General features: G+C 66.2%; 21 protein-coding genes and 4 pseudogenes. 15 read left to right on the top strand and 10 right to left on the bottom strand.

Translation table 11 applies throughout. The features are described from left to right. The first annotated feature begins 285 nt into the window (after positions 1–285). From K8O92_26520 to nhaA, 3 genes are all read left to right on the top strand, one after another. A complete protein-coding gene (locus K8O92_26520) occupies positions 286–1,626 on the top strand; it encodes an IS630 family transposase (protein ID UAK31330.1) in 1,341 nt (446 codons plus the stop codon). A 364-nt stretch (positions 1,627–1,990) separates the two neighbouring features. Further along, complete coding sequence (locus tag K8O92_26515) at positions 1,991–2,512, top strand: S9 family peptidase (GenBank protein UAK35959.1); 522 nt, start codon at positions 1,991–1,993, stop codon at positions 2,510–2,512. 448 nt (positions 2,513–2,960) lie between these two features. After that, entirely contained in the window at positions 2,961–4,271 is a 1,311-nt protein-coding gene (gene nhaA, locus K8O92_26510) for a Na+/H+ antiporter NhaA (GenBank protein ID UAK31329.1), read from the top strand. A 112-nt stretch (positions 4,272–4,383) separates the two neighbouring features. On the opposite strand, the pseudogene K8O92_26505 reads toward nhaA, so the two are convergent. Together K8O92_26505 and K8O92_26500 are read right to left on the bottom strand one after the other, a co-directional pair. Further along, a pseudogene (locus K8O92_26505) lies at positions 4,384–5,244 on the bottom strand (universal stress protein). A gap of 290 nt (positions 5,245–5,534) precedes the next feature. Further along, a complete protein-coding gene (locus tag K8O92_26500; GenBank protein UAK31328.1) occupies positions 5,535–6,836 on the bottom strand; it encodes a hypothetical protein in 1,302 nt (433 codons plus the stop codon). A 308-nt stretch (positions 6,837–7,144) separates the two neighbouring features. Between K8O92_26500 and K8O92_26495 the strand changes: the two genes are divergently transcribed. Together K8O92_26495 and K8O92_26490 are read left to right on the top strand one after the other, a co-directional pair. Beyond that, positions 7,145–8,074 (top strand): ABC transporter ATP-binding protein, encoded by a 930-nt coding sequence (locus K8O92_26495; protein UAK31327.1) that lies wholly within the window; start codon positions 7,145–7,147, stop codon positions 8,072–8,074. Then, positions 8,071–9,696: a polyketide antibiotic transporter gene (locus K8O92_26490; protein ID UAK31326.1), complete on the top strand. Its 1,626-nt coding sequence runs from the start codon at positions 8,071–8,073 to the stop codon at positions 9,694–9,696. The genes K8O92_26495 and K8O92_26490 overlap by 4 nt, the downstream gene beginning before the upstream one ends. 658 nt (positions 9,697–10,354) lie before the next feature. Here K8O92_26490 and K8O92_26485 read toward each other — a convergent pair. Continuing rightward, positions 10,355–10,984 carry a helix-turn-helix transcriptional regulator gene (locus K8O92_26485; protein UAK35958.1) on the bottom strand — a complete coding sequence of 210 codons (630 nt, stop codon included), beginning with the start codon at positions 10,982–10,984 and terminating at the stop codon, positions 10,355–10,357. Between the two features lie 82 nt (positions 10,985–11,066). Here K8O92_26485 and K8O92_26480 point away from each other — a divergent pair, with 82 nt between their 5' ends. After that, positions 11,067–11,987, top strand: a complete 921-nt coding sequence (locus tag K8O92_26480; protein ID UAK31325.1) for an alpha/beta fold hydrolase — start codon at positions 11,067–11,069, stop codon at positions 11,985–11,987. A 329-nt stretch (positions 11,988–12,316) separates the two neighbouring features. On the opposite strand, the gene K8O92_26475 is transcribed toward K8O92_26480, so the two are convergent. From K8O92_26475 to K8O92_26465, 3 genes are read right to left on the bottom strand one after another with little or no spacing between them, the layout of a single operon-like run. Then, on the bottom strand, positions 12,317–12,943 hold the full coding sequence (locus K8O92_26475; protein UAK31324.1) for a dihydrofolate reductase family protein: 627 nt from the start codon (positions 12,941–12,943) through the stop codon (positions 12,317–12,319). Then, positions 12,940–13,416 carry an SRPBCC domain-containing protein gene (locus K8O92_26470; GenBank protein UAK31323.1) on the bottom strand — a complete coding sequence of 159 codons (477 nt, stop codon included), beginning with the start codon at positions 13,414–13,416 and terminating at the stop codon, positions 12,940–12,942. The genes K8O92_26475 and K8O92_26470 overlap by 4 nt, the downstream gene beginning before the upstream one ends. After that, entirely contained in the window at positions 13,406–13,750 is a 345-nt protein-coding gene (locus K8O92_26465) for a metalloregulator ArsR/SmtB family transcription factor (GenBank protein ID UAK31322.1), read from the bottom strand. The genes K8O92_26470 and K8O92_26465 overlap by 11 nt, the downstream gene beginning before the upstream one ends. Positions 13,751–14,622: 872 nt before the next feature. Between K8O92_26465 and K8O92_26460 the strand changes: the two genes are divergently transcribed. Further along, entirely contained in the window at positions 14,623–15,519 is an 897-nt protein-coding gene (locus K8O92_26460) for a class I SAM-dependent methyltransferase (protein ID UAK31321.1), read from the top strand. A gap of 310 nt (positions 15,520–15,829) precedes the next feature. Next, positions 15,830–16,456, top strand: a pseudogene (locus K8O92_26455) (DUF4158 domain-containing protein). A 335-nt stretch (positions 16,457–16,791) separates the two neighbouring features. Here K8O92_26455 and K8O92_26450 read toward each other — a convergent pair. Further along, a pseudogene (locus K8O92_26450) lies at positions 16,792–17,079 on the bottom strand (lipase). Positions 17,080–17,383: 304 nt separating this feature from the next. On the opposite strand from K8O92_26450, the gene K8O92_26445 reads away from it, so the two are divergent. Continuing rightward, positions 17,384–18,304, top strand: a complete 921-nt coding sequence (locus K8O92_26445) for an alpha/beta hydrolase (protein UAK31320.1) — start codon at positions 17,384–17,386, stop codon at positions 18,302–18,304. A gap of 3 nt (positions 18,305–18,307) precedes the next feature. Here K8O92_26445 and K8O92_26440 read toward each other — a convergent pair whose 3' ends face one another. Then, positions 18,308–18,904 (bottom strand): TetR/AcrR family transcriptional regulator, encoded by a 597-nt coding sequence (locus K8O92_26440; GenBank protein ID UAK31319.1) that lies wholly within the window; start codon positions 18,902–18,904, stop codon positions 18,308–18,310. Next, complete coding sequence (locus tag K8O92_26435) at positions 18,901–19,164, bottom strand: helix-turn-helix domain-containing protein (protein ID UAK31318.1); 264 nt, start codon at positions 19,162–19,164, stop codon at positions 18,901–18,903. Before K8O92_26435 ends, K8O92_26440 begins: the two co-directional genes overlap by 4 nt. Before the next feature lie 12 nt (positions 19,165–19,176). On the opposite strand from K8O92_26435, the gene K8O92_26430 reads away from it, so the two are divergent. The 4 genes and pseudogenes from K8O92_26430 to K8O92_26415 all read left to right on the top strand — a co-directional run bounded on the left by K8O92_26430 (position 19,177) and on the right by K8O92_26415 (position 22,237). Further along, complete coding sequence (locus K8O92_26430; protein UAK31317.1) at positions 19,177–20,199, top strand: PTS sugar transporter subunit IIA; 1,023 nt, start codon at positions 19,177–19,179, stop codon at positions 20,197–20,199. A 228-nt stretch (positions 20,200–20,427) separates the two neighbouring features. Then, a pseudogene (locus tag K8O92_26425) lies at positions 20,428–20,887 on the top strand (DeoR/GlpR family DNA-binding transcription regulator). Between the two features lie 80 nt (positions 20,888–20,967). Beyond that, the gene (locus K8O92_26420) at positions 20,968–21,417 is read left to right on the top strand and encodes a hypothetical protein (protein ID UAK36105.1); all 450 of its coding nucleotides are present in this window, start codon (positions 20,968–20,970) and stop codon (positions 21,415–21,417) included. Between the two features lie 235 nt (positions 21,418–21,652). After that, the gene (locus K8O92_26415; protein UAK31316.1) at positions 21,653–22,237 is read left to right on the top strand and encodes a hypothetical protein; all 585 of its coding nucleotides are present in this window, start codon (positions 21,653–21,655) and stop codon (positions 22,235–22,237) included. Between the two features lie 125 nt (positions 22,238–22,362). Here the strand turns inward: K8O92_26415 and K8O92_26410 are convergent, their stop codons facing one another. Then, a complete protein-coding gene (locus K8O92_26410) occupies positions 22,363–22,923 on the bottom strand; it encodes a dihydrofolate reductase family protein (GenBank protein UAK31315.1) in 561 nt (186 codons plus the stop codon). Between the two features lie 115 nt (positions 22,924–23,038). Here K8O92_26410 and K8O92_26405 point away from each other — a divergent pair, with 115 nt between their 5' ends. Both K8O92_26405 and K8O92_26400 read left to right on the top strand, forming a co-directional pair. Continuing rightward, on the top strand, positions 23,039–23,227 hold the full coding sequence (locus K8O92_26405; protein ID UAK36104.1) for a hypothetical protein: 189 nt from the start codon (positions 23,039–23,041) through the stop codon (positions 23,225–23,227). Next, positions 23,193–23,924, top strand: a complete 732-nt coding sequence (locus tag K8O92_26400; GenBank protein ID UAK31314.1) for an AsnC family transcriptional regulator — start codon at positions 23,193–23,195, stop codon at positions 23,922–23,924. The genes K8O92_26405 and K8O92_26400 overlap by 35 nt, the downstream gene beginning before the upstream one ends. The last annotated feature ends 103 nt before the right edge of the window (positions 23,925–24,027 follow it).

The following is a 24,027-nucleotide window of genomic DNA, read 5'->3' as shown; positions in this document are numbered from 1 at the left end:
GGGTCAATGGCCGTGAGCCAGTGATCATGGTGGCGTGCGTATGGAAGCTCGGAACGACAGCGGCGTCTGCGGCCGTCGCGACGATGCCCGAGCATGGACAGCCGACGATGGCGTCGGCGAGAAACCCCGGTCCAATCAAGATGTGGACTCCGGCAGGTGCACAATCAGCTCCTGATCGCCGTATGACTCAACCCACCATCAGGGTCGAGTTGCCGACCAGACTTCCCGGCGCACCACTAGTGCGTCGCGCCTGAAATTAGGCCAGTAAGTATGTAGTCTGTTTCTGTGTCGCATCGTGGGCCTTCTGCTGTCGAGATTGTGCTGTCGGATGTCGAGCGTGCCGAGCTGGTGCGCAGGTCGGTGTCTGGGGATCGGCGTGAGGCCGAGCGGGCGCGGGTCGTGCTGGCCTGCGCCGAGGGGATGTCGAATGCCGGTGCGGCACGGGATTTGGGTCTGGCTGTGGGGACGGTCGCGAAGTGGCGGCGCAAGTTCGCCGCCGAGGGTTTCGCTGGGCTGCATGATCGCGGCCGTGAGGGGCGGCCGAAGGCCGAACTGGTGTTGAGCGATACCGAACGCGCGCAACTTGTTTCGTGGGCCAGACGGGCCAAGACGGCCCAGTATCTGGCCATGCGGGCGAAGATCGTGCTGGCTTGTGCCGAGGGTGCGACGAACAAGCAGGTCGCCGCCGACCTCGGTGTGGATGAGTCGAGTGTGATCCGGTGGCGGGGACGCTTCGTCGCTGACCGGCTCGATGGCCTGGGCGACGAGCCGAGGCCGGGTCGGCCGCCCTCGATCCTGCTCGACCAGGTCGAAGACGTGGTCGTCGCGACACTGGAAACGTTGCCCGGCAAGGACACTCACTGGTCGCGTGCCTCGATGGCCGAACGGACCGGGCTGTCGAAATCGACCATCGGCAGAATCTGGCGGAAATTCGATCTCAAACCGCACCTGCAGGATTCGTTCAAGCTGTCCACCGACCCGCTATTCGTGGAGAAAGTGGTGGATGTCGTTGGCCTGTACCACAATCCGCCCGAGAAGGCGATAGTGCTGTGCGTCGACGAGAAGAGCCAGATCCAGGCCCTCGACCGCTCGCAGCCGGTGCTGCCGATGACCATGGGCACGCCCGAACGCCGCACCCATGACTACCTGCGCCACGGCATCACCAGCCTGTTCGCCGCGTTCAACATCGCCGACGGCACCGTCATCACCGAACTCCACCGCCGCCACCGCGCCGCCGAGTTCAAGAAATTCCTGGCCACCATCGACAAGGCCGTGCCCCGCGAACTCGACGTCCACCTGGTCTGCGACAACTACGCCACCCACAACACCGCCGAAATCAAGACCTGGCTGGCCCGGCATCCCCGCTTCCAAATCCACTTCACCCCCACCGGATCGAGCTGGATGAACCAGGTCGAACGCTGGTTCGGCCTGCTCACCGACAAACTCATCCGCCGCGGCGTCCACACCTCCGTCAAGGCCCTCGAAGACGACATCACCGACTGGATCCAGACCTGGAACGACAACCCTCGCCCCTTCCGCTGGACCAAGACCGCCGACGAGATCCTCAAATCCCTCGCCGACTACCTCGTCAAAATCAACCCGCCAGCCCCCAAAACAAAACAGTAACTTACTGGCCTAATTTCAGGCGCGACACACTAGTAAAGATGCCGTAAACCTGCGCCCGAAGCAAATGGCATCCCGTCGGTCGAGGCGGGCGCTGGCGGCGACGTCCGGCAGTGACCGACGGGGCCCGACACCGAGGAGGGCCCGAGAATGCCATGCGGGCCGTGCAGCAGTCCGACCGCGCGTTCGCGTACCCGAGTAGATGACCAGCGTCGGCGGGTTTCATTGCCCGTGATAAGAGAATTGCCCTGTCATGGCCGGCTCTTGTACACCACCGAACGAACCCTCCTGGAGGATCACGCAGGAGACCTCGGGGTGACGGAGCCGGACACGATGACTCGAGAAACTCCACAGCCGGCACCCGGGCCTGTGGGCGCGCGCAGTGCTACCGCAGTCCCGCGTCGGTAACCTGCTGGACCCGCAGCTGGTCCACCTGGGCGGGTACTCCGCCGGCGGACACCTGGCCGCCTGGATCTGCGGCCGGCGCGGCGCAGCGTCGGTGAAGACCGCCACAGAGATACGTATCCGCAGCGTCACCCTCATGGCCGCCGTGCTGGACCTGGAGTTCGATGTGACCAACGGGCGTGATGGGTTTGTGCGGAAACTGCTCGGCGGCTCACCCAGCGAGGTGCCCGACCGCTATGACTTCGCCTCACCCATCGCTCACCTGCCGACCGGCCTGCGCGTCACCGCCGTGCACGGCGACACCGACCGCGTGGTAGCCCTCGAACACAGCCGCCGCTACATCAGCGCGGCGACTCGCGCCGGCAATGCCGCCGAACTGCGGGTGCTGCCCGGCACCGGCCACGCCGAGTTCACCGACGCCACCTCACCGGCCTGGGCCATCGCCCGAACCGCGATCCTCGACCACGTCCAGTACCTACGCTGAGCCGTGGGAACCAGTCCGCGCTGACACACGACTGTGCTGACACGGCATCGAACATCGAGCTGGGCAGCCGGGGTGGCGCATCTCAGTGGTTGTCGCGCGATCGACGGAACTGGGTCGGTTTGCGTGTCCGGGGGTCTATACGGCATCTTTACAGGCGGAGCGCCGGGAAGTCTGGTCGGCAGACCCGGCCCGGGTTCGGGTTCGGGCCGACCAGTGATGGGCGCACCATGATGCTGCAGCGAGCGAGAGCCATACGACGCAAAACCTCGGGTTCGAGGACGTCGGGTGGCGTCTCTGATTCCGGTCCACCGGCCAACGCTGCCCACGTGTGCATTACCTGTGGTCCTGCCTGTGCTGCTGTAGATCCCCGCCGCGGTATGGGGCTGCGGCCGGTTGCCCAGTGGCGCGGACGTGCCGCCGCAGGAATTCAGGACAGGCGAACTTCGACGTGACTGCCCCCGAGTCCCGGCTACCTTTGTTTGCGCGTGGTTCCTGGCCTGAGACGCGGCGGGTCGCGGCGATCTTGCGGACCGAGACCGCTGGTGGCGTCCTGCTGATCGTGGCCGCGGCCATCGGATTGATCTGGGCCAATACGCCGTGGTCGGACGCGTACGAGAGGCTGCGCGACTTTCAGCTCGGTCCCGAAAGCCTGCATTTGCATCTTCCGTTGGAAGCGTGGGCGGCCGACGGGCTGCTCGCGGTGTTCTTCTTCGTGGTCGGACTCGAGCTCAAACGCGAGTTCGTGGCCGGTGATCTGCGGGATCCGCGCCGCGCTGCGCTGCCCGTGGTGGCGGCGGTCGGAGGAATGGCCGGCCCCGCCCTGATCTTCATCGCGTTCAACCTCGGCAACGACGGCGCGGTGAACGGATGGGCGATTCCCACCGCTACCGATATCGCGTTCGCCCTCGCTGTCCTCGCGGTCGTCAGTTCGCATCTGCCGACGGCATTACGGACCTTCCTGCTCACCCTCGCGGTGGTCGATGATCTGCTCGCGGTGACCGTGATCGCGATCTTCTACACCGACGAACTACATCTGCCCTACCTCGGGCTCGCGGCCATCCCACTGGCCGCCTTCGCTGTGGCGGTGCAACGCAGGATCCGCTCGTTCTGGATCCTGGTGCCACTTGCCTTGCTCACCTGGTGGCTGGTCCACCAGTCCGGCGTCCACGCCACCGTCGCCGGGGTACTGCTCGGCTTCACCGTTCCCGTGCTCCACAAACCCCGCGACGACGATCCGCGAAACCCGGCACGCCGAGGACTCGCCGAACAGTTCGAGCACCGCCTGCGGCCGATCTCCGCCGCCGTCGCGGTGCCGGTGTTCGCGTTCCTGGCCGCAGGGGTCACCATCGGGGGGCTGAGCGGGCTGGTCGAATCCCTCGCCGACCAGGTCACACTCGGTATCGCCGTCGGGCTGGTATGCGGAAAAGCGTTCGGCATCCTCGCCACCACTTATCTGACCGCGAAGCTCACCCGCGCCGAACTCGATACCGACCTGCGCTGGATCGACGTGGCCGGGGTCGCGCTGCTGGGAGGGATCGGATTCACCGTGTCGCTGCTCATCGGCGAACTCGCCTTCGCAGGCGAACCGCTGCGGGAGGATCACGTCCGCATCGGGGTACTCATCGGCACCCTCACCGCCGCACTCCTGGCCGCGGTGGTGTTGCGGCTACGCAACCGAACCTACCGGCGCATCGCCGAAACAGAAACCCGCGACGACGACAACGACGGAATACCCGACGTCTACCAGCACCACCCATAGCGGCGGAAGGGGCAGCTTGCTGCGACGATGCTCGCGGGCGTTCACTACCCGACATGTTCGCTCTCGTCCGAGCGCATGCCGGCGTGTCGGACTGTGGTGCGTACGAGGGCGGTCATTGTCGACATGGAGCGATGAGGACCGGGATGCGGCTGGCTTGCAGTACCGCTTGACTGACCGAACCGAGCGTGGCGCCGGTAATTCCGCCACGTCCGCGGCTACCGAGTACGACCAGTTGCGCGTGCCGGGACGCTTCCTGCAGCCGCTGCGCCGGGCGGCCTTCGATGACGACTCGATCTACGCAGACATCCGGATACTTGTCGGTGAAGCTCGCCAGGGCTTCGTCGAGAACCGCCTCGGCTCGCTGCTGCGCTGTGTCGGGCGGCGTGGTCGCCCCATTTCGAGCGGACCATGTCGTTACCGCCACCAGCCCTATGTTCCTGCTCGTCGCTTCGTCGAATGCGATCGCGACCGCGCGAGTGCTACAGCGCGAACCGTCTACGCCCACCAGTACCGGAAGGTGTGACGACGGCGGCATTATCGCCGCGGCAGCCGGGATGACAGCGACCGGACAGTCGGCGTGCTTGATCAGACCGACGCCGACGGACCCGAATAACACGCGCTCCAACGGATCCAAACCTCGAGCGCCGATGACGAGCAACTGGGCCGCTGCTGAGCGAGCAGCCAAGGCCGCTACTGGTGACGGTAGGTCGAGAAAGGTCGCAACCTCGACACCGGCGGGGAAACTATCCAACTCGCTCACGATTCTTCGTCCGCGGCCCAGGACGGACTCACCGATCTCACGGAATGCGCTGATATCGAACAGCAAAGAGCCGATTACCGGTAGGGCGTGCACCGGTACACCGATGGCATGCACAAGATGCAGTGGCGCCTTACGGCGCGCCGCCATCGCCGCACCCCAGCGGATGGCAGCAAGCGACGCGGGAGAGCCGTCGACACCGACAACGATAGGACGACGCACGGTCACAGATTGTGGCCCTTCGAAGCGGGACGAGACGCGCGGTAGGCAGGGTAGCTACTCATCGGCTGTTCGGCTCGGCGCTACCTTGATACCGATCAATGTGGGCGTACGTCGAAATCACGGTGTCAATCGTTCCAGGGTCGCCGACCGTGCGAAGGGAACGGCTTACCGCTGCAACCCTTCCTTCCCGGTACATCGGCCCTCGCACAACCGGCGGGATGGCTGTGTCGGTAGATCGGCTCGCTGAGCTTCGGCGGTGACGCGTGATCGCTGACGCGTGGCTCTTACCTATCAGCAGGGGGTTCGCTGTCGGATTCGTTTCCCAGGTGCGGTGTCCCGCTGCGCCGCAATCTGTACAGCGCGGCGAGTCCGAGGGCGCTGCCGATGGTGAGGGCGAGCGCCGCGAGCGCCGGCGAGGCGCTGGGCGGGGGTTGTTCGCCGTGCCAGTTCCGCACCGCATACGGCGACACCGAGACCACCGTGGGGAGATAGAGCGCGGCAATCGCCAGCACGCCGCTCGAGGTCTCGTGTGGGCTTGCCACGCCACAGCAGTAGCCCGCAGTCAGTGCGATCACGATACTGATCGCCACGAAGCCTGCGCGGTTGGCATCTGCAGCGCCGGTGAGAGCGAAGATCGTGATACCTGTGATGAGTGTGATGGCTGTTGCCGTGGAGCGGGCACGGTCGCCTACGGCTATGCCGACTCCGGCCACAGCGATCAACACCGCCACCGCCCAGCCAGGGCGGGGGGCGTAACCGATTGCGTCGGCTGCGGCGGTGAGGCTTACCGCCAGGTACACCCCGACGCCGTCGCGGCCGGGTAGCAGCACGGCTGCGACGGTCGCACTGATGATCGTCGCAGCCACGACTATCCCGATATGCACCGCGTGACTGTCGGCTGGGGCGTTGCTGAACTGTCGGCCGAGCCACTCGGTGGCCGACAGCACAACCATTGCCAGCACGATCGCCGCGAAGATCGGCGCCAACGGCAACTCGCCATGTATCCATGGTGGCCCAGGCTCCCTGGCCGGCGCCCGATTTCGCAGCGTGGCAATGACCAGCAGTGCCGCGGTTGCCGAGATCAACCAGCGAGGTGGGGTCTCCGACACCGTCTGCAGATCTGGATCGAGACCCAGCATCTGCGCCAAACCCCCGAACGCGAAGAAGCTGATTCCACCCAGCGCGAAACCCGCGGCGGGCAACGGCCGAGGCAGTACCACCGCCCCGAGCGCGCCGAGCACCACCGCGCCGCACAGGGCGTCCAGATAGTTCTGCGTGGTCAGTAGATCCGCGGAGGGCACCTGCGGTGCGGCCAGGTGGTTGATCAGCTGAGCCACCGAGCCCGCCGCGGCCGCCGCCCACCCGAGCACCGGCCAGCCGGTCGTGGTGATCCCGACCGCCACGATGACCGCAACGATCACGGCCAGTGCCGCGCTGCGGGGCACGTTGTTGAGCAGCCCCGTGAGCTGGTACGACGTCGCTGCGGGCCGGGCACGGACGGCGACCGGCAAGAACAGCGTGACCCCGGCGACCGCCGCTGCGACGAAGGCCGTCGCCGCATCGAAGACCTCGCCGGTTCTGCTCACAGTTGCCCGAGGCGCTTGTGATCGCACCACGCCTCAATGATTGCCGCGAATGGTCTGCATACGGCAACTGAAGCAGAACATCTACGCAATGTATCGAACGTGCGGCATGTGGTCGGTTCCCGATCCCCTCCACACTGCTCCGACAGGGCCGAACCGGTTGGCACCCCCCCAACGCGGGATCGCTCGCGGCCACGACCGGGCCCTCCGTCGAAAGTCCGCGGCGACAGCCACGGTGGCGTATCTTTCTTCTCAGGAGCGCCGGGAAGTCTGGTCGGCATGTCATATCCGCCGACCTTGGAAGGGCTTCCATGTCCACTGCTGCAGCGGCGCTGTCCGCGCGCGCCACCGATACCCGCGCAGCCGTTTCGATCGAGCATCTGTCCAAACGCTTCGGCCGCACCGTCGCGGTCGAGGACCTCACCTTGGCCGTCGCTCCCGGCGAGGTGTTCGGGTTCCTCGGGCCCAACGGGGCGGGGAAGTCGACCACCATCCGGCTGCTTCTCGGACTGATCCGGCCCACCGCCGGCACGGTGCGGGTGTTCGGCGCCGACGCCGCCGATGTGCGACGTGCCCACCACCACCTCGCCTACGTGCCCGCCGACGTCGCCCTGTGGCCGTCGTTGACCGGTGCCGAGACCCTCGAGTTGCTCGCTCGGGTAGGTCCGGGCACCGATTCGGCGTATCGCGCCGAGTTGATCGACCGCTTCGCCCTCGACGTGGACAAACCCGCCAAGACCTACTCGACCGGCAACAGGCAGAAAGTCGCCTTGATCGCGGCGTTCGCTTCCCGGGCGCCGCTGCTGGTCCTCGACGAGCCGACCAGCGGGCTGGACCCGTTGATGGAACGCGAGTTCCGGCACTGTGTCGCCGAAGCCCGCGATCGCGGACAGACAGTGTTTCTCAGTTCGCACATGCTCGGCGAGGTCGAGGCGTTGTGCGATCGGGTCGCGATCCTGCGCTCCGGCCGGCTCGTGGAGATCGCGACCCTGGCCGAGCTGCGCCGGCTGCGCCGCACCATCGTGGAAATCACCTACCACGGCCAGGCGCCGACGTTGAGCGACGTGGACGGTGTCGAGGCCGTCGAAGCACTCGACGAAGGCCGAATGCGGTTCACGCTATCCGGGCCCGCGGCACCGGCGCTGCGCGCCCTCGCCGCGGCACAAGTGACGGCACTGTCCTCACGCGAACCCACCCTCGAGGAAATCTTCCTCGACTACTACGGGCAGGCACGGCAATGACCGCCACCACGGCCGGCTCGCAACCGATGAACGTCCCCGCGCCGGGGCGGGCTGCGGCCCGGCTCACCCGACGCCAGGCACGGCGCGGGGCAGCGATCGTCGCGCTCACCGCCACCGGCCTGTCGGCTCTCGTCGCGGCCCAGTACCGCACCACCTTCGCCGACACCATGGATTCCGATGCCCTGCACGCATTGGCCGAGAACCCCGCCGTGCGCGTCCTGTTCGGCGCTCCGCTCGCCCTCGACGATCCGGGCGGGTTCACCGTCTGGCGCACCGGCACCCCCGTGCTGGTGTTGTGCGGCGTGTGGGCGCTGTTGACCGCCACCCGGCTCACCCGTGGCGAGGAAGAGGCCGGGCATTGGGAGCTGTTGCTCGGCGGCAGGCTGCGCCGGGTGGACCTGCTCGCACGCTGCGCAGGCACACTGTGGCTGGCCGCCACCGTGATCGCACTCGGGGTAGGGGCCGGGCTGGTCGTGACCGGCACCGACCCCGCCGGAGCGGTCCTGCACGCGGCATCGGTGTTCGCCACGACCGCGGTCTTCGCGGGCGTGGGACTGCTCGCCGCGCAACTGTTGCCGTCGCGGGCGGCGGCCACCGGGCTGGCCTCGGCCGTGCTCGGGGTGTGCCTGCTGCTGCGGATGCTCTCCGACGGTGTCGCCGCGCTCGCCTGGACTGCGTGGCTGACCCCGTTCGGCCTCGCCGCCCGCATCGCACCGTACGCGGACAACAGGGTCGAACCGTTGTTCGTCCTGCTAGTGCTCGCCCTCGTGCCAGCCGCGTGCGCTCTCGTCGCCGCCGCCGGACGCGACCTCGGCGGCGCCGTGATCGACCTGTCCGACACCCGGGCAGCCCGGACCCGTCTGCTCGGATCGGTGGCCGGTTTCGCTGTTCGGCGTACTGTTGCGCCCACCACCGGGTGGGCGGTCGGGATCGCCGCCTACTTCCTGCTGATCGGGGCGCTGATTTCCTCGATCCTCGAATTCTTCGACAAGAACCCCCGCTTCGCTGAGCTTGCGGCGACGGCCGGTTTCGGTGGTCTCGGCTCGGCTTCGGGGTTCGCTGCGGCGCTGTTCGCTCTGCTCGCCATCCCGTCCGGGCTCTACGCCGTCATCCGGATCGCGGCCGTGGCCGCCGATGAGAAGGCCCGCCGCTGGACCGCCCTGCACGCTCTGCCGCTGTCACGGTACCGCTCGGCGGGAACAGAAATCGCTGTCACCGCCGTCGGTCTCGCAGTTCTGCTGTTCACCGCCGCGGTCGCGATGTGGGCTGGTGCGGTGCTCACCGGTGCGCCGCTCGGCCTGGGTGAGGCTCTCGCCGGTGCCGCCAACGTCGCCCCGGTAGCGCTGCTCGCGCTCGGCGCCGGGGTCCTGGCACTGGGCTGGTACCCCGACGCCGTCGGTGCGATCGGCGCGGTGCCCGTCGTCGGCGGATTCCTGCTCGACGTCCTAGCTCACAGCATCGGCGCACCTGCCTGGGTCCGCGAAATCTCACCGTTCACCCACCTCGCCGCCGTACCCGCCACCGCACCCGACTGGGCCGCAAGCGCCACGCTCACCACCGTCGCCGCCGCCATGGCAGCGATCGGACTCTACGGCTACACCCGCCGCGACCTGAGAGGCTGACCGCTGCAACAAGCTCTTACCGTGGTCCCGCAGGTGCGTCACCGGGCGGTGTCGTCACCCGACGTGCCAGCCAGCCGCGCCTCTCTCGCGGTCGTCGGTTCGACGGCAGGGACACGCGCGGCGCGTTCGCGGCCCACGCCCTATTTCGGGGCGGTGGTTTCGATCGGATCGCTTTACCGTGATTGGCTCGAGGAGCCGTACGTATTCCACATCCCCCAACAGATCGCAACAGTTGTCCACGAGATTGGTTCTATCGGCGATCTGTGACGTCACCGATCGGTGGACCCTGACGTCACTCTCGATCTGAAGATGTTCGGGTTGGCGAATTTTGACGTCGTGATCTTGGTTGCGGTGCAAAGATGCGTGTGCTTCGCCCCATACACATGCGTTGGAGGGAGTCGCCGTGGCCTCGTCAGACGAAGGTCGAGCTCTACGCCGCGATCCGACGTGACGCGCGAGTGGGGATGTCGGGTCGGGCGTTGCAGACGAAGTGCGGGGTCGGTTGGCGCACAGTCTAAGCCGCGACGACCGCCGCTTGGCCGAACGAGCGTAAGAAGTATCCAACGCGAGGTTCCAAGCTCGATCCGCCGGAGCCGCTGCCGCCGGGTGACGTCGAGATTGACCGATAATTCCCAGGTCAGCTGGCGGAACGACCCTGTCAGGCGGCGAAGATGGTGCGGACGACGGACTCGTCGCCGTCGACCTCGACCAGCCCGAGAGAGCGGGCATCGATGAGGGAGAAGGCGCCGGCGGCGAGGCCAAGGACATAGGCAGGATCGGCGCGGACGGTGGCGTCGAGATGGCGACCGTCTTGCGGGCCGACCTCGAAGCCCGAGCTCGTCGCGCGGAGTTGTAAAGGCGCGTCACCGATCTCGATACCGACCGTCGCCGAGGGACGAACCTCGACCCGGGGGTCGAGCAAGGCCGGGAGTGCGAGAGCGAGCCACTCAGGGCGAAAGGAATCACCATCGGCGGGCCCACTGGCCATCAACGGAGTGGACCAGCGAATCAAGCTCGCGATCGGCTGGCGTAACTGGGCACCCCACGGCGTCAGGGCGTACTCGACCACGCTGCCCTCGCCCGTCAGTCGCCGCTCGACCACGCCCGAGGCTTCGAGGTCACGCAACCGGTCGGCGAGCAGGTTGGTCGCGATGCCGGGCAGGCCCTCGATCAGGTCACGGTAGCGGGCGGGCGCTACGAGGAGCTGGCGGACGATGAGCAGGTTCCACCGGTCACCGACGACTTCGAGAGAACGGGCAAGCCCGCAGTACTGGCCATAGCTACGCATCATTTCCTACTATCGCTTGATGTTCTAAAGTGTGCGTGAGATGCTCAAGCATACCTTGATGCCGAGCCCTGAGGGGGCCACCATGGCCGATACCACCAAGAGCGTGCGGCCCGGTTGGGTCGATGACGAACTGTTCCCGTTCGAGAGTCGATTCGTCGACATCGGCGGGCATACCGTCCACTATGTCGATGAGGGGTCGGGTCCCACACTGCTGTTCCTCCATGGCAACCCGACCTGGTCGTTCCTGTGGCGCGACGTGATCCGCGCACTGCGCGACGATTTCCGGTGCATCGCCCTCGACTACCCGGGCTTCGGTCTGTCGACGGCAAAGCCCGGCTACCGCTACCTGCCAGAGCAGCACGCGGACGTAGTCACCGAGGTCGTCGACGCGCTCAGCCTCGATGGCGTCACGCTGGTCGGGCAAGACTGGGGCGGCATGATCGGCCTGGCGGTCGTGCAGCGACGGCCCGACGTCTTCGATCGGTTGGTGCTAGCCAACACCTGGGCCTGGCCGGTCAACGGCATTCTCCACTTCGAGGCCTTCGGTCGCATCATCGGCGGACTCCCCGTCCGCTTCTTGGTCCGGCGGCTCAACCTCCTCGTCAATGCCTTCATCCCCACAGGCCACCGAAGGCGCAAGCCCACCGCGGCCGAAATGACCCACTACAGCCAGGCGTTGGACACTCCGGAGCGGCGCCAGGCCTCCGCCGTGCTTCCCGGGCGGGTCCTCGCCAGCCGGGACTTCTTCGCCGAGGTCGAGGCCGGGCTGACCAACCTCGCCCACATGCCGACACTGATCGTGTGGGGTGACGCCGACATCGCCTTCCGTTCCCAGGAGCGTGAGCGCCTGGAAGCGACGTTCACCGACCACAGGACCGTGATCGTCGAGGGCGCGGGCACCTACGTGGAGTCCGATGCGCCCGAGGAATTCGTCTCTGCGATTCGAGACTGGGCAGCCAGGCAGCGTGGAGACGCGAGTCGAGCGGGTGAGACAGGCCTATAGGCCTCTCGCCCGCTCGGTCGCGACGGCAGTGCCCGGAAGGGCGCGCCCGATGACGGAACCGCTGCGGCGCATTCCTCTGCGGGACTGAGTGACAAAGCCATCGCGGGCGCGCTCGACCGGCTGATCGAGATCCGCACGCACGGCGCCATCACCGGAAGCGCCCGGCAACCGCGTACTGATTCTGCCCGGAACAGCGGACCTGCCGGCAGGATGGCGCGAAACATGAGCGCGTACTGCCGGACGACCAGACCAGGCGCAAACTGCTGCGCGTGCGCGCGCAGCAGTTTGCGCCACGATCCCTCGACCACATCGCAGTGCCGTGGAAGGGCTCAGACGAACTGGGCGACGCCGTCGAATTCCGCAATTGGTGCGGGTCCACCGACTTCGTATTCGAGCAGGAGCAGGCCGCGACTGGTGGCCTCGTGGCGGGTGAGTCGAAAGCCGGTGGTCGGGCCGGCGCCGCTGAGTAGTCGTCTTCCTGTTCGCAGCACGGTGGGGGCGACAGCGAGTCGGACGATGTCGACCAGGCCGGCGGCGAGCAGGCAATCGCCGAGGTGTGAGCTGCCGTGGATCTGCAATTCGCGGCCCGGTCGACGTTTCAGGTCGACGACGGTGGCGACCGGGTCGCCGGGTAGCAGTGTTGTCGGTTTCCAGCTACCCGCTGTCAGGGTGTTGGAGACCACGTACTTCGGCAGTGCGTTCATTCGCTCGGTGAAGGGATCACGGGGATCGGTGATAGCCGGCCAGTCCCGCGCGAACGCCTCGTAGGTGCGGCGCCCGAGCAGCAGTCCGTCGGCGGCATCGAGCCATTCGGAGGTGCGCTGAATGAACATCTCGTCCAGATAGGGCACCAGCCAGCCACCGCGATCGAAGTCGTCGCTGGTGTCCTCGGCCGGTGAACCGGGTCCCTGGCTGACTCCGTCGAGGGTGACGAACTGGATGAGCGCGAGCTTCATGCCCTGACCTCGCTCTCGACGAGCGCGGTGAGTTGCTCGGTGACCGTCCCCCACCCGTGCGCGAATCCCAGTTCTTCGTGACGAGCCCGCGCGGCCGGATCCCCGTGCCGGACGAGTACCCGGTAGTCGGTGCCGTCCGGGTGATCGCGCAAGGTGATCTCGGCTGTCATCGGCACCGGAGCCCCCGTGGCCGGACGCCAGCTGCTGTCGAGCGCGTTGGTGAACACGAGGCGTTCGCGCTGCTCGACCACCAGGAAACAGGCGTCCAGATGTGGGACGAATTCCGTACCGTCGTCACTCATCGTGGTTACGAAAGCACCCGCGGGCCTGATCTCGAGTCTTTCGACGCGACACAGGGTCGGCGCGGGAACCCACCACCGCGCAAGGCTGCTCGCATCAGTCCAAGCGTTCCATACGCTCGCACGCGGCGCACGGATGACGCGGTGGACGGTGAGGTCGAGATCAGGATTCATCGGTGGACTCCTTGGTTTCGGTGAGGAATTGCTCTAGCCGGTCGGTGCGGCCTTCCCAGACGCGGCGCTGTTCGGCCAGCCAGTCCTCGACCAGCCGGAACCGTTCGCGGTCCAGTTCGCATCGGCGCACCCGACCGGTTTTGACCGTCCGGATCAGCCCGCTGGACTCGAGGACGCGAATGTGTTTCAAGAACGACGGCAACGTGATCGGCGCGGACTCGGCCAACTCCCCGACGCTGGCAGGACCGGACCCGAGGCGCTGGACCACTGCGCGGCGAGACGGATCCGCCAGCGCGGCGAATACGTCGTCCAGCACCACAGAATACTTAGCCATGAGGCTAAGTATTAGCCCAGCTTGCTCCACAGCGCAAGTCGCGGACCCGTAGAACAAGGCCGCAGCACGGGAGCGGCCGAGTGCGTGGTCTCTAAGCTCGTTCTCGCCGGGTCCGCCAGGTGGCTCGGTCTGAGCGTCGCTGTCACGGCGGGCTCCGGCCGCGTGCTGATGGGCACGCATGATCGTGGAGTCGATGCTGATCTGCCACCCGATCCTGCCAAGCTTTTGACACACGCTCCATCGAGCGTGCGGAAAACTCCTGGTGGACCCAGGCGGTTGCACGTGCCGATCGCGGCCCTTATCCGGCTGCTGACGGTGGTCGTCCTTCCAGGCGCAGGAATCCGGGGCGGTTGGCAGCGATTTCCAGCCAGCCGGCGGGGTCGGCGATCAGAGCGTTGCCTTCGCCGTCCCACCACAGGACCCGATACAGCTGGTCGCGCTCACCTTCTCGGACGACAGCATGGACATTGCCGATCGCCGGATACGGTGACCGCTCGTGAGCGGGGTTGGTGTGGAGGACGGCAGGGTTCGTCGACGACTCACCGCGGCCGTGACGAGCAACTGCATGCGCAGACAGCCCCCAGGAACGAAAGGGGCTTGTTCTGAGCAATTTTCGATCGTGGTCATGTGATCAGGGGTAACCCGACAGCCCCGAAGACAACTCCTCGACCCGCCTCCCGAGAGCAAAGTGATACACGAGTGGGGGTGCCGCGTGCAGCGGGTTGCCATCTTTCGCTTAGGTAGCACCACCGAGGTACTGATGCGGCGGCGTTACTGAGAAGGCAGGGTCGAACCAATCGACCCAGTGAAGCGCGTTCGCGTCGTCTTCGAGACAGGGTCGAGAAGTATCGGCTGAGAGAAGTGGAGAACCCATGCGTACCGAGGGAGACTCTTGGGATATCGTGAGCAGTGTCGGCGTCACTGCCCTGGGTGTTGCTGCTGCGCGGGCACTGGAGTCCGGGCAGCCCGACCCACTGGTCCGGGATGATTTCGCTGCAATGTTCGTGTCCGCCTCCGGCCATGAAGGGTTGCAGCATCTGCTCGACAATCCAGCCGCGGCGGCGAAGTCACCTTTGATGCTCGGAGCCATCGGACTTCGTACCAAATTCTTCGACAATTTCTGCGTGTCCGCCACAGTTGCCGGTGTGCGGCAGGCAGTAATCCTGGCTGCTGGCTTGGATGCCCGTTCCTTTCGGTTGCCATGGCCGCCCGACACAGTCGTCTTCGAAGTCGATCAGCCCAAGGTGCTGGACTTCAAGCGGCAGGTGCTGACCGACAACGACGCGGTCGCTGGGGTAGATCGCCGCGAAATCCCGACGGATCTGCGTGACGATTGGCCAGCAGCCCTGCTGGCGGGCGGGTTCGACCCTGCAGCTCCCACGGCATGGATCGCGGAAGGCCTATTGCCCTATCTGCCGGGCACTGCTCAAGATCTGCTGTTCGAACGCATCCATCGACTCTCGGCGCCGGGTAGCCGGGCGGCGTGCGACATGATTACCGATTTCGATCCCCTCGACCGTTTTGCCGACAGTCGTGGCGACGACCTGAAAGACACGCTGTTCCGAGACAACGATCCCATGAACTTGATCTACACCGACGACCGCACGAACCCCGATGTCTGGTTCGCTGCACACGAATGGTCTACGGATTCCGCCAGTTCGCAGGAGCTGGCGGCCCGATTCGGTCGGCCGATTGCCGAGCTGCCTGAAGCGTTGGCGCTGATAATGAGCATCACCCGCTACGTCACTGCCTCGTGGCCACCCGCATGAGCCCAGTTCGGCGCCGAAGCGGCGGTATTCGTCGAGCCGCTGGCGTAGGCCGCGTCTGCCGGTGGCGCCGGGCTCGGCTTTGCCGATGTAGAGCACCGGTTCGCCGGGTACCCATGCGGCTTGCAGTTCGGTGACGGGCAGGGTCGGGTCCCGGTCCTTCCAGGGGTCCCGGTAGAACTCGCGCGAAAAACAACGACAATGGCTGGACCAGCACCGATGTCGTGTTGTCTTGTTTGGGCTGCGGGTGTGCTGGGGTGGCGGTTGGCTTGGCTGCCGTTGAGGTTGGTTGGTGTGCTGGAGGTCGGGTTTCGTGGCGACGCGGGTGTTCGCGGACGAGGAATTGGCGCGTCTGCGGGAGTTTCCGGAGATCAGCCGGGAGGAGTTGTTCCGGTTCTTCACGCTCACTCCGTCTGATGTCGCGTTTTTGACGCCGGGGCGGGGGCGTGGCCCGGGAGAAAGGTTGGGTTTGGCGGTGGCGTTGTGCACGCTGCCGTGGTTGGGGTTCGTGCCGGACAGGGTGGCTGATGCGCCGCCGGTGGCGGTGGCTCGGTTGGCCGAGCAGCTGAAAGTTGATGCTTCGCTGATCCGTTCCTACGGCAAGCGGGCACAAACCCGCACTGAGCACCTGCGGCTGGTTGCGCAGTTCCTGGGGTGGCGGCCGCCGGGGTCGATGGAGCTGAAGGAACTGGATGAGTTCCTGCTGGCGCGGTCGATGGAGCATGATTCCCCGACGTTGTTGTTCCAGCTCGCGTGCGAGTATCTGGTGTCGGCGCGGGTGATCCGGCCAGGCCCGAACACGCTGGTTCGCCGTGTCGCGCATGCACGCGAGCAGGCTCAGTCCGAGACCTATGATCGGCTGGCGCACGAGTTCACCCTCGAGCGGTGCGCGGGGTTGGATGCGCTGCTGGACATCGATCTCTCGCTGGGAACCTCACAATTCGGGTCATGTGAGATGAAAACTTGCCGGGTAGGTTCGGCCATCTACCCGACGCACGAGGAGTTCGAAATGCTCGCAGTACGTGGATTGGCCGTCGCCGCCCTGATCAGTGCCGCAACCGTGGCCGGCGTCGGAGCGGCAGGCGCGGCGCCGTTGCCGCTCGAACCGCAGACGATCGCACCGGCCGAGTCGGTCGCGGGGAGCTGTGGCGGCGTCACCGAACCGTTCGCGGCGCTGGTGTGCGCCCTCAGCAGCCTGTCCGGCGGCCGGGGCCCTGGCTTCCCGTGATCTGACAGCTCCTGCGGCCGCTCGATGAGCGGCCGCAGGCAGCAGGCTCAGCCGAACAGGCCGCGCACGAACGGCACCGAGTCGGGCAGTGACGCGTTGACCGTTCCGCTGTGGTCGTCGTTGTAGGTGTGCAGCGGCACCGGTTGACCGTTTGCCCGCAGCACCGCGGCGAAGCGGAGCGTCTCCGGCGTGATCACGTCGGTGCCGCGCAGGCCCTGGCCGAGGAACAGCGGCTTGTCGTAACCGGATTCGGGCAGGCCGAGGTAGCGGCTGAGCAGGCCGTGCAGGTCGGGGATCTGCGCAAGCGGCTTGCTGAACAGATTGCCGACGACCACGCATTCCACGACCTGATCGGTGACAACGAACGCCGCGCGTTGAGCCCGCTGTTCTGGTCCAATATCAACCCCTACGGCCGATTCCGACTCGACATGAACACCCGCCTGGACCTCACCCGGGAACACGTCCCGGGCTGAGGCCGTATCCGACGCGGTATCGAGTGCGGTGATGTCAAAAGCGAGTAGACAGCACCACAGCGCGCAGCATCGACCAATCGCCGCAGGTAGAAAGGTGATTCCCGAGCCTCGAACGCCCTGGCGGACGCGAGTTGTGTCCGCCGAGTTCCGCGTCGATGCTCGGAGTGTGGACTACATCGGATACGCGGGGTTCCTCCCCGACCAGTACCGTCAGGAATCGCTGATCCATCCGACTCCGACGTGGTGGTCGTGGCGCGGCAAACGCGTCCACGTCGCCCGCGCCGCCAACCGTGACGCGGGGGTGCGGGCACTGGCCATTCACGGGGCGGGCGGCTACTCGGGTCTGCTGTGGCCCCTCGCCGCACTCGCCGCACGGGAGGACGTGGACGTGATGGCCGTGGATCTCCCGCTGTACGGAGATACCGTCGAACCGGATCCGGGTTCGGTGCGCTACGAGGATTGGATCGATCTGCTCTGCGAATTCGTGCGTGCCGAAACGAAATCCGATGACCGGCCACTGGTTCTGTTCGGTGCCAGCATGGGCGGAATGCTGGCCTACGAGGTCGCCGCGCGCACCGGTGCCGTCGCCCACGTGGTCGCGACCTGCCTACTCGATCCCGGCGATCCCGCTGCCTGCCGCGCGGCCACCCGCTGGTCGTTCACCGGCACAGCCGCGCCCGTTCTGCTGCGCGCGATGGACCCGTTGCTCGGTCGCGTCCAAGTACCGATCCGCTGGGTAGTCGACATGAACAACATGAGTCTCGACTCGGCCCTGTCCCGGGCATGCGCGGCCGATCCCCGAGGCGGCGGCGTGAAGGTCCCACTCGGCTTCCTCACCAGCTTTCTCGGCTTCCGGCACACACCGCCTGACACCTTCCACGCCGCACCGCTCACGCTGGTCCATCCCGCTGCAGACCGCTGGACACCAGCGGAGCTGAGCATCCGGTTCCTCGAACGGATACCGAACGGGACCGACCTGGTATTACTTGAGAACTGCGGACACTTCCCGATCGAGGAACCTGGCGTGACTCAGCTCGCCACGACCTTGCGGTCGGTACTGGCACGAGTCAGGGACTTGAGGGCGTGAGGGTCATTCCCCGATTCCGGGAGTGAGCCTGTGCACGAGCACCATCACCTCATCGGTTGTGAGTTCGTGCCGAGTGAGAACCCGATGCACCTGCGCATCGACGGCATGGACCAGCGTCCGTGCCGTCAGCGCCGCATCGTCGCCACCACGGCCGCAACGCTCGAGGTGATAGCCGATCTCATCAACGAGATAGTCCTCGAATGCGAGCAAGGCCGCTAGCTCCCCAGGCAGCCGTGCGGCGACCCGATGCAGGAGGGCGTGCAGAGCGGGCCGGTCGCGATGCAGGTCGACAACGACATCGACGATCGCGCGCATGGTCTCCTCGAACGGCGGCTCGGTCGTCCGGAGGCTGATGGACACCTGACCGAGTCGCTCACCTCCCTGGGAAAGATGCCGCATGGCCAGCGTGTGAAGCATCGCGTGCTTGTCCGGGAAGTACTGATATAGCGTTCCGATCGAGACGCCGGCGCGTTCGGCGATCCGGTTGGTCGTCGCGGTCAACCCCTCGCGGGTGAACATCTGGGCCGCGGCCTCCAGCAGCACGTCCACGGTGTCCTTGGACCGTCGCTGCCTCGGGTGCTGGCGTACGACGTGGCTCATCGTTCGCTTGTCGTGGCAGTGAGGTATCGATGCAGGGAGGTTTTCGGTATCCCGGTCTTGGTTGCGATTTCGCCGAGGCTGCGTCCTTGTTCGCGCAGGAGGCGGGCGTAGTCGATTCTGTCGTCGGGATGGGCGGCGGGCCGTCCGATGCGGCGGCCTTTGGCTTCGGCGACGGCACGGGCGTGGGCGGCGCGTTCGGCGGTGAAGGTGCGTTCCATCTTCGCGAACAATGCTAGTAGCAGGAACGCGATGCGCCCCATGCCCGCTCCGGCTTGCGCGCGCCCGCCGCGCCCGGATCGATCATTGCGGTGTATGCGCAGACTGCCAGCGGCAGCTTTCTCGGAGTCACGCTGTCCGTCGTCGGCGCGGCGACCGTGACGTTTCTGGTCGCTGTTCTCCTGCTGAAAACAGACCGCGTCACCGACGAACCCGACCTGGCCGAAGCCACCGCAGCCATGGAGGCGATGAAAGGCATGCGTTCCATTGCCTCCGCCGCGCTCTCGTCGAACGACACGGTCGCCATATCAACTATTTCCAGCATTGTTTTCGCTTGTGATGCCGGCATGGGCTCCTCCGCCATGGGTGCCTCCGTACTGCGAAGGAAGATCCAGAGCGCAGGATTCGCTGAGGTCAGCGTCGTCAACCAGGCGATCTCGAACCTTACCGACAGCTATGACCTGGTTGTCACCCACACGGACCTGGCCGACCGGGCACGGGAGCGGACGCCCTCGGCCATTCACGTCACTATCGATGACTTCATGAACAGTCCCGAGTACGACGAGATCGTCGCCATGATCGCACGTGCCAACCGGGTCAGTGCCCCGGTGGACGACGAGCCGGTCCAGAAAGACCCGACCGCAGGCACCGACGTGCTCGCCCTCGACTCGATTGTGCTGTCCGGTCAGGCCGGCACCAGGGCCGACGCCATCAACGAGGCCGGCCTACTGCTGGTCGCCGTAGGCGCAGTCGACGCGTCGTACGTCGACTCCATGCATGAGCGGGAACGATCGATCTCCACTTACATGGGCAACGGGCTTGCGATTCCGCACGGCACAAATGCTGCGAAAACCGAGGTTCGCCATACGGGGATATCGCTCCTGCGCTACCCAGAGGCCATCGACTGGAACGGCAAGCCGGTCGAGTTCGTCATCGGTATCGCGGCGACCGGGGACGATCATCTGGCTCTGCTGAACCGCATCGCACAGGTCTTCGTGGATGGGGACCAGGTTGCGCGCCTCCGTGCCGCGCGGACGACCGATGAGGTCAAAGCGGTCCTCGATCCCGGTCACGATTGATGCGGACGTGCCCGTAGGACGGGGTGGTCGCCGACCTGTCGGCTGACGCCGACCGCTCGCCATGGGGATGTCACAGGAGAGGACACCAGGCCAACCGAGGCTTGGCAGATAACCCGGTACGTATGTGAGGGGTGCCGGGTTCTCTTTCCTGCCGTGACCAGCGTCATCCCGTTCAAGGTTCCGGTCGGCCTGCAGTGCGTCCAGTGGCGATGGAGCAGAATGCCCTACGTGGATTCAGACACGCGTCAGTCGAAAATTCTGGAAATACGCCCGGACCAGCGGCAGGGTCGAAGTGGGCGCGCTGGCTTCCGAATTCGGGGTCGCTACAGAGACCATCCGCCGGGATCTGCGAGTGCTCGCTGATCGCAAGCTGGTCAAACGGGTACACGGCGGAGCGATCCCGCTCGAGAGCGCGGCGTTCGAGTCGGGCGTCGATTACCGCAGCCGAGTGGACCTTGCTCAGAAGCACCGAATTGCCGCCGCCGCGGCGGGCCTGCTGCACGGAGCCGAAACCATATGCCTCGATGAGGGATTCACACCGCGCCTCATTGCCGAGAAGATCGCCGACCACGAGCTGACCGTGGTCACCTCGTCGTTGCTCGCCGCCGAGGTTCTTGCTGACAGCGCTGGGATTACTGTTCTGTTGCTCGGAGGACGCATGCGCGGCCGCACGCTGGCCACCGTGGACCCTCACCAGCGCACGGAAGAACGATGCGACGCCGGCCGGGATCAAGAGTGGTTGTCAGTGGTGGGTGCCAAGATCACCGCATGGGAGTTATCTATGGCTACTTCGCTGCTGCAGACGATGACGACGCGATCCGGGCCGTGGTGCGCGAGGACGACGAACCGGCCGCGACGGGCTATGACGGGTTCGATGTCAACGGCGTAGACCCGACTATCGACCTGCTGCCGGCAGAAGTGATCCTTACAGGCCGGCCGGACGAGGCTGTCCGGTCCGACCCGCGGCATGGCCACCTGCTCGCGACCGTCGACGAGGGAGAGCTGGTGTGTCTGTCGCTGACGGATTCCCTGCGTGATGCGCTCGCCGCCGCTGATCACGCTTCGCTGCATGGCGTTGCCCGGGAATGGGCCGCCTCGGACGTGTTCCCCACACCGCCGGATCCGGACGGCCTCGCGTGGTTCCTCGGCCAGGCCGCTGGCCTGGCCAGCCGGGCGGTTGTGCGAGGACAACGCCTCTACTGCTGGATCTGTATCTGACGAGCTTCGTGAGTGCCGTGGCCGTAAGGGTACGGCGTCCCCGACGAACCCGCGCCAGCGATCCGGCCGCATCACCGACAAACTGAGTCGTTCTAATCGTGGCCGACTGGGCTGTCGTGGATGGATCAGCGACGATTCGCGATGAACGACGATTCGCGATGAACGCAGCACCACATCCACTGATTCGAAATGTTGGGAAGGGAGCTTGATCGTCCGAAATGAAAAGTCGTCCGAAATGAGGAAGCTGGGGGTGACCCTGCCGCGACTTGCTGTCTTGCGTACGCTCACCCGGACCGCGCGGCCTGCGGGCGAGTTGGCTACTGCATGCGGTCAACAGCACGGGCACGTCCTGCGGATTGTCGACTGGCTGACCGGCCACGGTTTCGCCGAGGAAGGGGTCGGGTGGGCGCTGACCGCTATCGGCCGAGCTGGGATCGAGACCGGTGTGCGTGAGCGGCTGACCCGATCGCAGCGCTCGGTGCTGGAGGATCTCGGTCGCGTCGAGGACGAGCGGGCATTGACCGACCTTGCCCCGGCCGCACCAACACCGCAGGGTCTTCCAGCCCTCCCACTCACACCACCGGGCATGCGGACCGTCTCTCCGACCACCTTGTTCGAGCAGGTATTTCGGGGAGCTCAATGCCCCAGTGAGCAGGCTCACTGGGGCATTGAGCTCCGAACTCTCGTCTACCTAGGACCGCCCGACGAGATTCTCTCCGACGTCGAGTCGGGTTCGCCTGTCGGGCCCGCTTCGGTACGAGCGCAGCATCTACTGGCCCAGGCCAGGCATGGTGCGCCCACATTCGCAGAGACCCGCTGAACCTTGTGTGATCGTCATAGGGCAACCTCCAATGTGGTGAACGTGTGTTCGATTGTGACATGTGGGGCCCGCGGTTCGGTGGCAGGCTCGCACCGACCTTCGATCACCGCGCGGCGCTTCGGGATTCAGGCCGCAGCGTAGCGGGTGTAGGTGACGCCCCCGCGAAACGCCTTGCTGTCGAGCAGCGTCAGGGCGGGCAGTTCGACGCCGTCGGGAAACAGTCGCCTGCCGCGGCCTTGCACGGTCGGGTAGGTGAAGAGTCGATACTCGTCCACAACGCCCGCAGCGATCAGGGCGTGACACAGCGTGATACTGCCGGTGACCACGATGTCGCGGCCGGCCTGCTCCTTCAGCGCGCGAACCTCAGCGACGAGGTCGCCCGACAGAATCGTCGAGTTGTCCCAGCCCGGATCGGTCATCGTTGCCGAGACGACGTACTTGTGCACCTGGTTGAGGTAGTCGGCGATGCCCGTCGGGTCGTCGGTCTGGTTGGGCCAATAGCCGCGAAAGTCCGTAAAGGTATTGCGGCCGAGCAGCAGCCCGTCCGCCTCGCTGTCCTGTTTGTGCAGCTCCGCAAGAAGATCGGAATTATCGGCACCGCCCTGTCCCTGCGGGTCGAACCAGTCGCCGAGCATCTCGATCGCCCCGTCGACAGTGATGTTCTGGGTGATCGCCAACGTCCGCATGCATCCTCCTAGGTCTCAATACCCCTTCTCCGGGTAGACGCCCGGTCCGCCGAAAACTCATCGGTGAAACAGAGTCCGGGTCGTGGTTGGTGAGCATGCGGATCGCCTCTAACTGATGGCTGTCGAAAAGGTGAGCTTCATCGATGGCCACTACGGGCAGCCTGCCCCGCTCCGCCGCTTCAGCGGCCAGCGTCTCGGCGGTCCGGGGTACCAGGACCGCAGTGTGATAGGCGGGCTGGTGCCCGAGAGAGGCGACGATGCGGTGGAGCATGCCGCGACCCCGATCGAGGGATTCGGCAGATAGATCACGACTCGACGGCCGCGCGCCGTTCACGATCATCGGCGCGGCGCTCGGCGTGTCCGACCAAACCGTCGCCCGCCGTTACCGCAAACTGCGCTCCACCGGGGCGCTGCGCGTACTCGGTCTCACCGACGCCCGCCGACTCGGGCACGTCGAATGGCTTGTCTGCCTGCGATGCGTACCCGGCGCGGCCGAACCCATCGCCACCGCGCTCGCCGCCCAGACACCTCCTGGGTCAGCCTCACCTCGGGCGGCACCGAGATCGTCTGCTTTACACGAACCCGCGGCCACCAGCCCCGCGACAGCTGGCTGTGGGGCAAACTGCCCCGCACACCACGAGTGGTCGCCGTCACCGCGCACTGCCTCCTCCGCATGTTCTTCGGCGGCGCGACCGGCTGGAACGGCAGATCCGAATCCACCATCCATCGACGCCTCGAACACCTCCGACACCCCGGCACGCTCTTCTTCGACGTCGACATCGACCCCCGCCTACTCGGCTTCACCTGCGAAGCCATGCTGTGGCTATCCGTCCCACCCCGCCAAACTCGCCGACCTCGGAGCCACCCTCGCCACCCACCCCGAAGTCGCCTTCGCCGCCGCCACCACCGGACCGACCAACCTCGTCGCCCTCTCGACGCCCTGGCCGGTTACGGTGCCGGTCTCTGGATCGCTACCGGCGCCCGCCGGCCGAGGACTCTGACCCTCGCCGAGTTCGACCTCGCCGGACTCTGGGTCGTGCATACACACCCCACCCGGCCCAGCATGCTGGTACGCGGCCGCCGCGGACCGATCGACACCGCCCC

Origin of the sequence: Nocardia asteroides (assembly GCA_019930625.1) — a bacterium.
GTDB classification, from domain to species: domain Bacteria; phylum Actinomycetota; class Actinomycetes; order Mycobacteriales; family Mycobacteriaceae; genus Nocardia; species Nocardia sputi.
The sequence above is the reverse complement of the archived record's forward strand: the minus strand, read 5'-3'. Positions and strand labels throughout refer to the sequence as shown.

What these genes read in the sequence shown, in the direction of transcription:
- K8O92_26495 (UAK31327.1), top strand. Translation starts at nt 7,145, where the DNA reads ATGTCCACTGCTGCAGCGGCGCTGTCCGCGCGCGCCACCGATACCCGC.
- K8O92_26490 (UAK31326.1), top strand. Translation starts at nt 8,071, where the DNA reads ATGACCGCCACCACGGCCGGCTCGCAACCGATGAACGTCCCCGCGCCG.
- K8O92_26485 (UAK35958.1), bottom strand. Translation starts at nt 10,984, where the DNA reads ATGCGTAGCTATGGCCAGTACTGCGGGCTTGCCCGTTCTCTCGAAGTC.
- K8O92_26480 (UAK31325.1), top strand. Translation starts at nt 11,067, where the DNA reads ATGGCCGATACCACCAAGAGCGTGCGGCCCGGTTGGGTCGATGACGAA.
- K8O92_26475 (UAK31324.1), bottom strand. Translation starts at nt 12,943, where the DNA reads ATGAAGCTCGCGCTCATCCAGTTCGTCACCCTCGACGGAGTCAGCCAG.
- K8O92_26470 (UAK31323.1), bottom strand. Translation starts at nt 13,416, where the DNA reads ATGAATCCTGATCTCGACCTCACCGTCCACCGCGTCATCCGTGCGCCG.
- K8O92_26465 (UAK31322.1), bottom strand. Translation starts at nt 13,750, where the DNA reads ATGGCTAAGTATTCTGTGGTGCTGGACGACGTATTCGCCGCGCTGGCG.
- K8O92_26460 (UAK31321.1), top strand. Translation starts at nt 14,623, where the DNA reads ATGCGTACCGAGGGAGACTCTTGGGATATCGTGAGCAGTGTCGGCGTC.
- K8O92_26440 (UAK31319.1), bottom strand. Translation starts at nt 18,904, where the DNA reads ATGAGCCACGTCGTACGCCAGCACCCGAGGCAGCGACGGTCCAAGGAC.
- K8O92_26435 (UAK31318.1), bottom strand. Translation starts at nt 19,164, where the DNA reads ATGGGGCGCATCGCGTTCCTGCTACTAGCATTGTTCGCGAAGATGGAA.
- K8O92_26420 (UAK36105.1), top strand. Translation starts at nt 20,968, where the DNA reads ATGGGAGTTATCTATGGCTACTTCGCTGCTGCAGACGATGACGACGCG.
- K8O92_26415 (UAK31316.1), top strand. Translation starts at nt 21,653, where the DNA reads ATGAGGAAGCTGGGGGTGACCCTGCCGCGACTTGCTGTCTTGCGTACG.
- K8O92_26410 (UAK31315.1), bottom strand. Translation starts at nt 22,923, where the DNA reads ATGCGGACGTTGGCGATCACCCAGAACATCACTGTCGACGGGGCGATC.
- K8O92_26405 (UAK36104.1), top strand. Translation starts at nt 23,039, where the DNA reads ATGGCTGTCGAAAAGGTGAGCTTCATCGATGGCCACTACGGGCAGCCT.
- K8O92_26400 (UAK31314.1), top strand. Translation starts at nt 23,193, where the DNA reads ATGCCGCGACCCCGATCGAGGGATTCGGCAGATAGATCACGACTCGAC.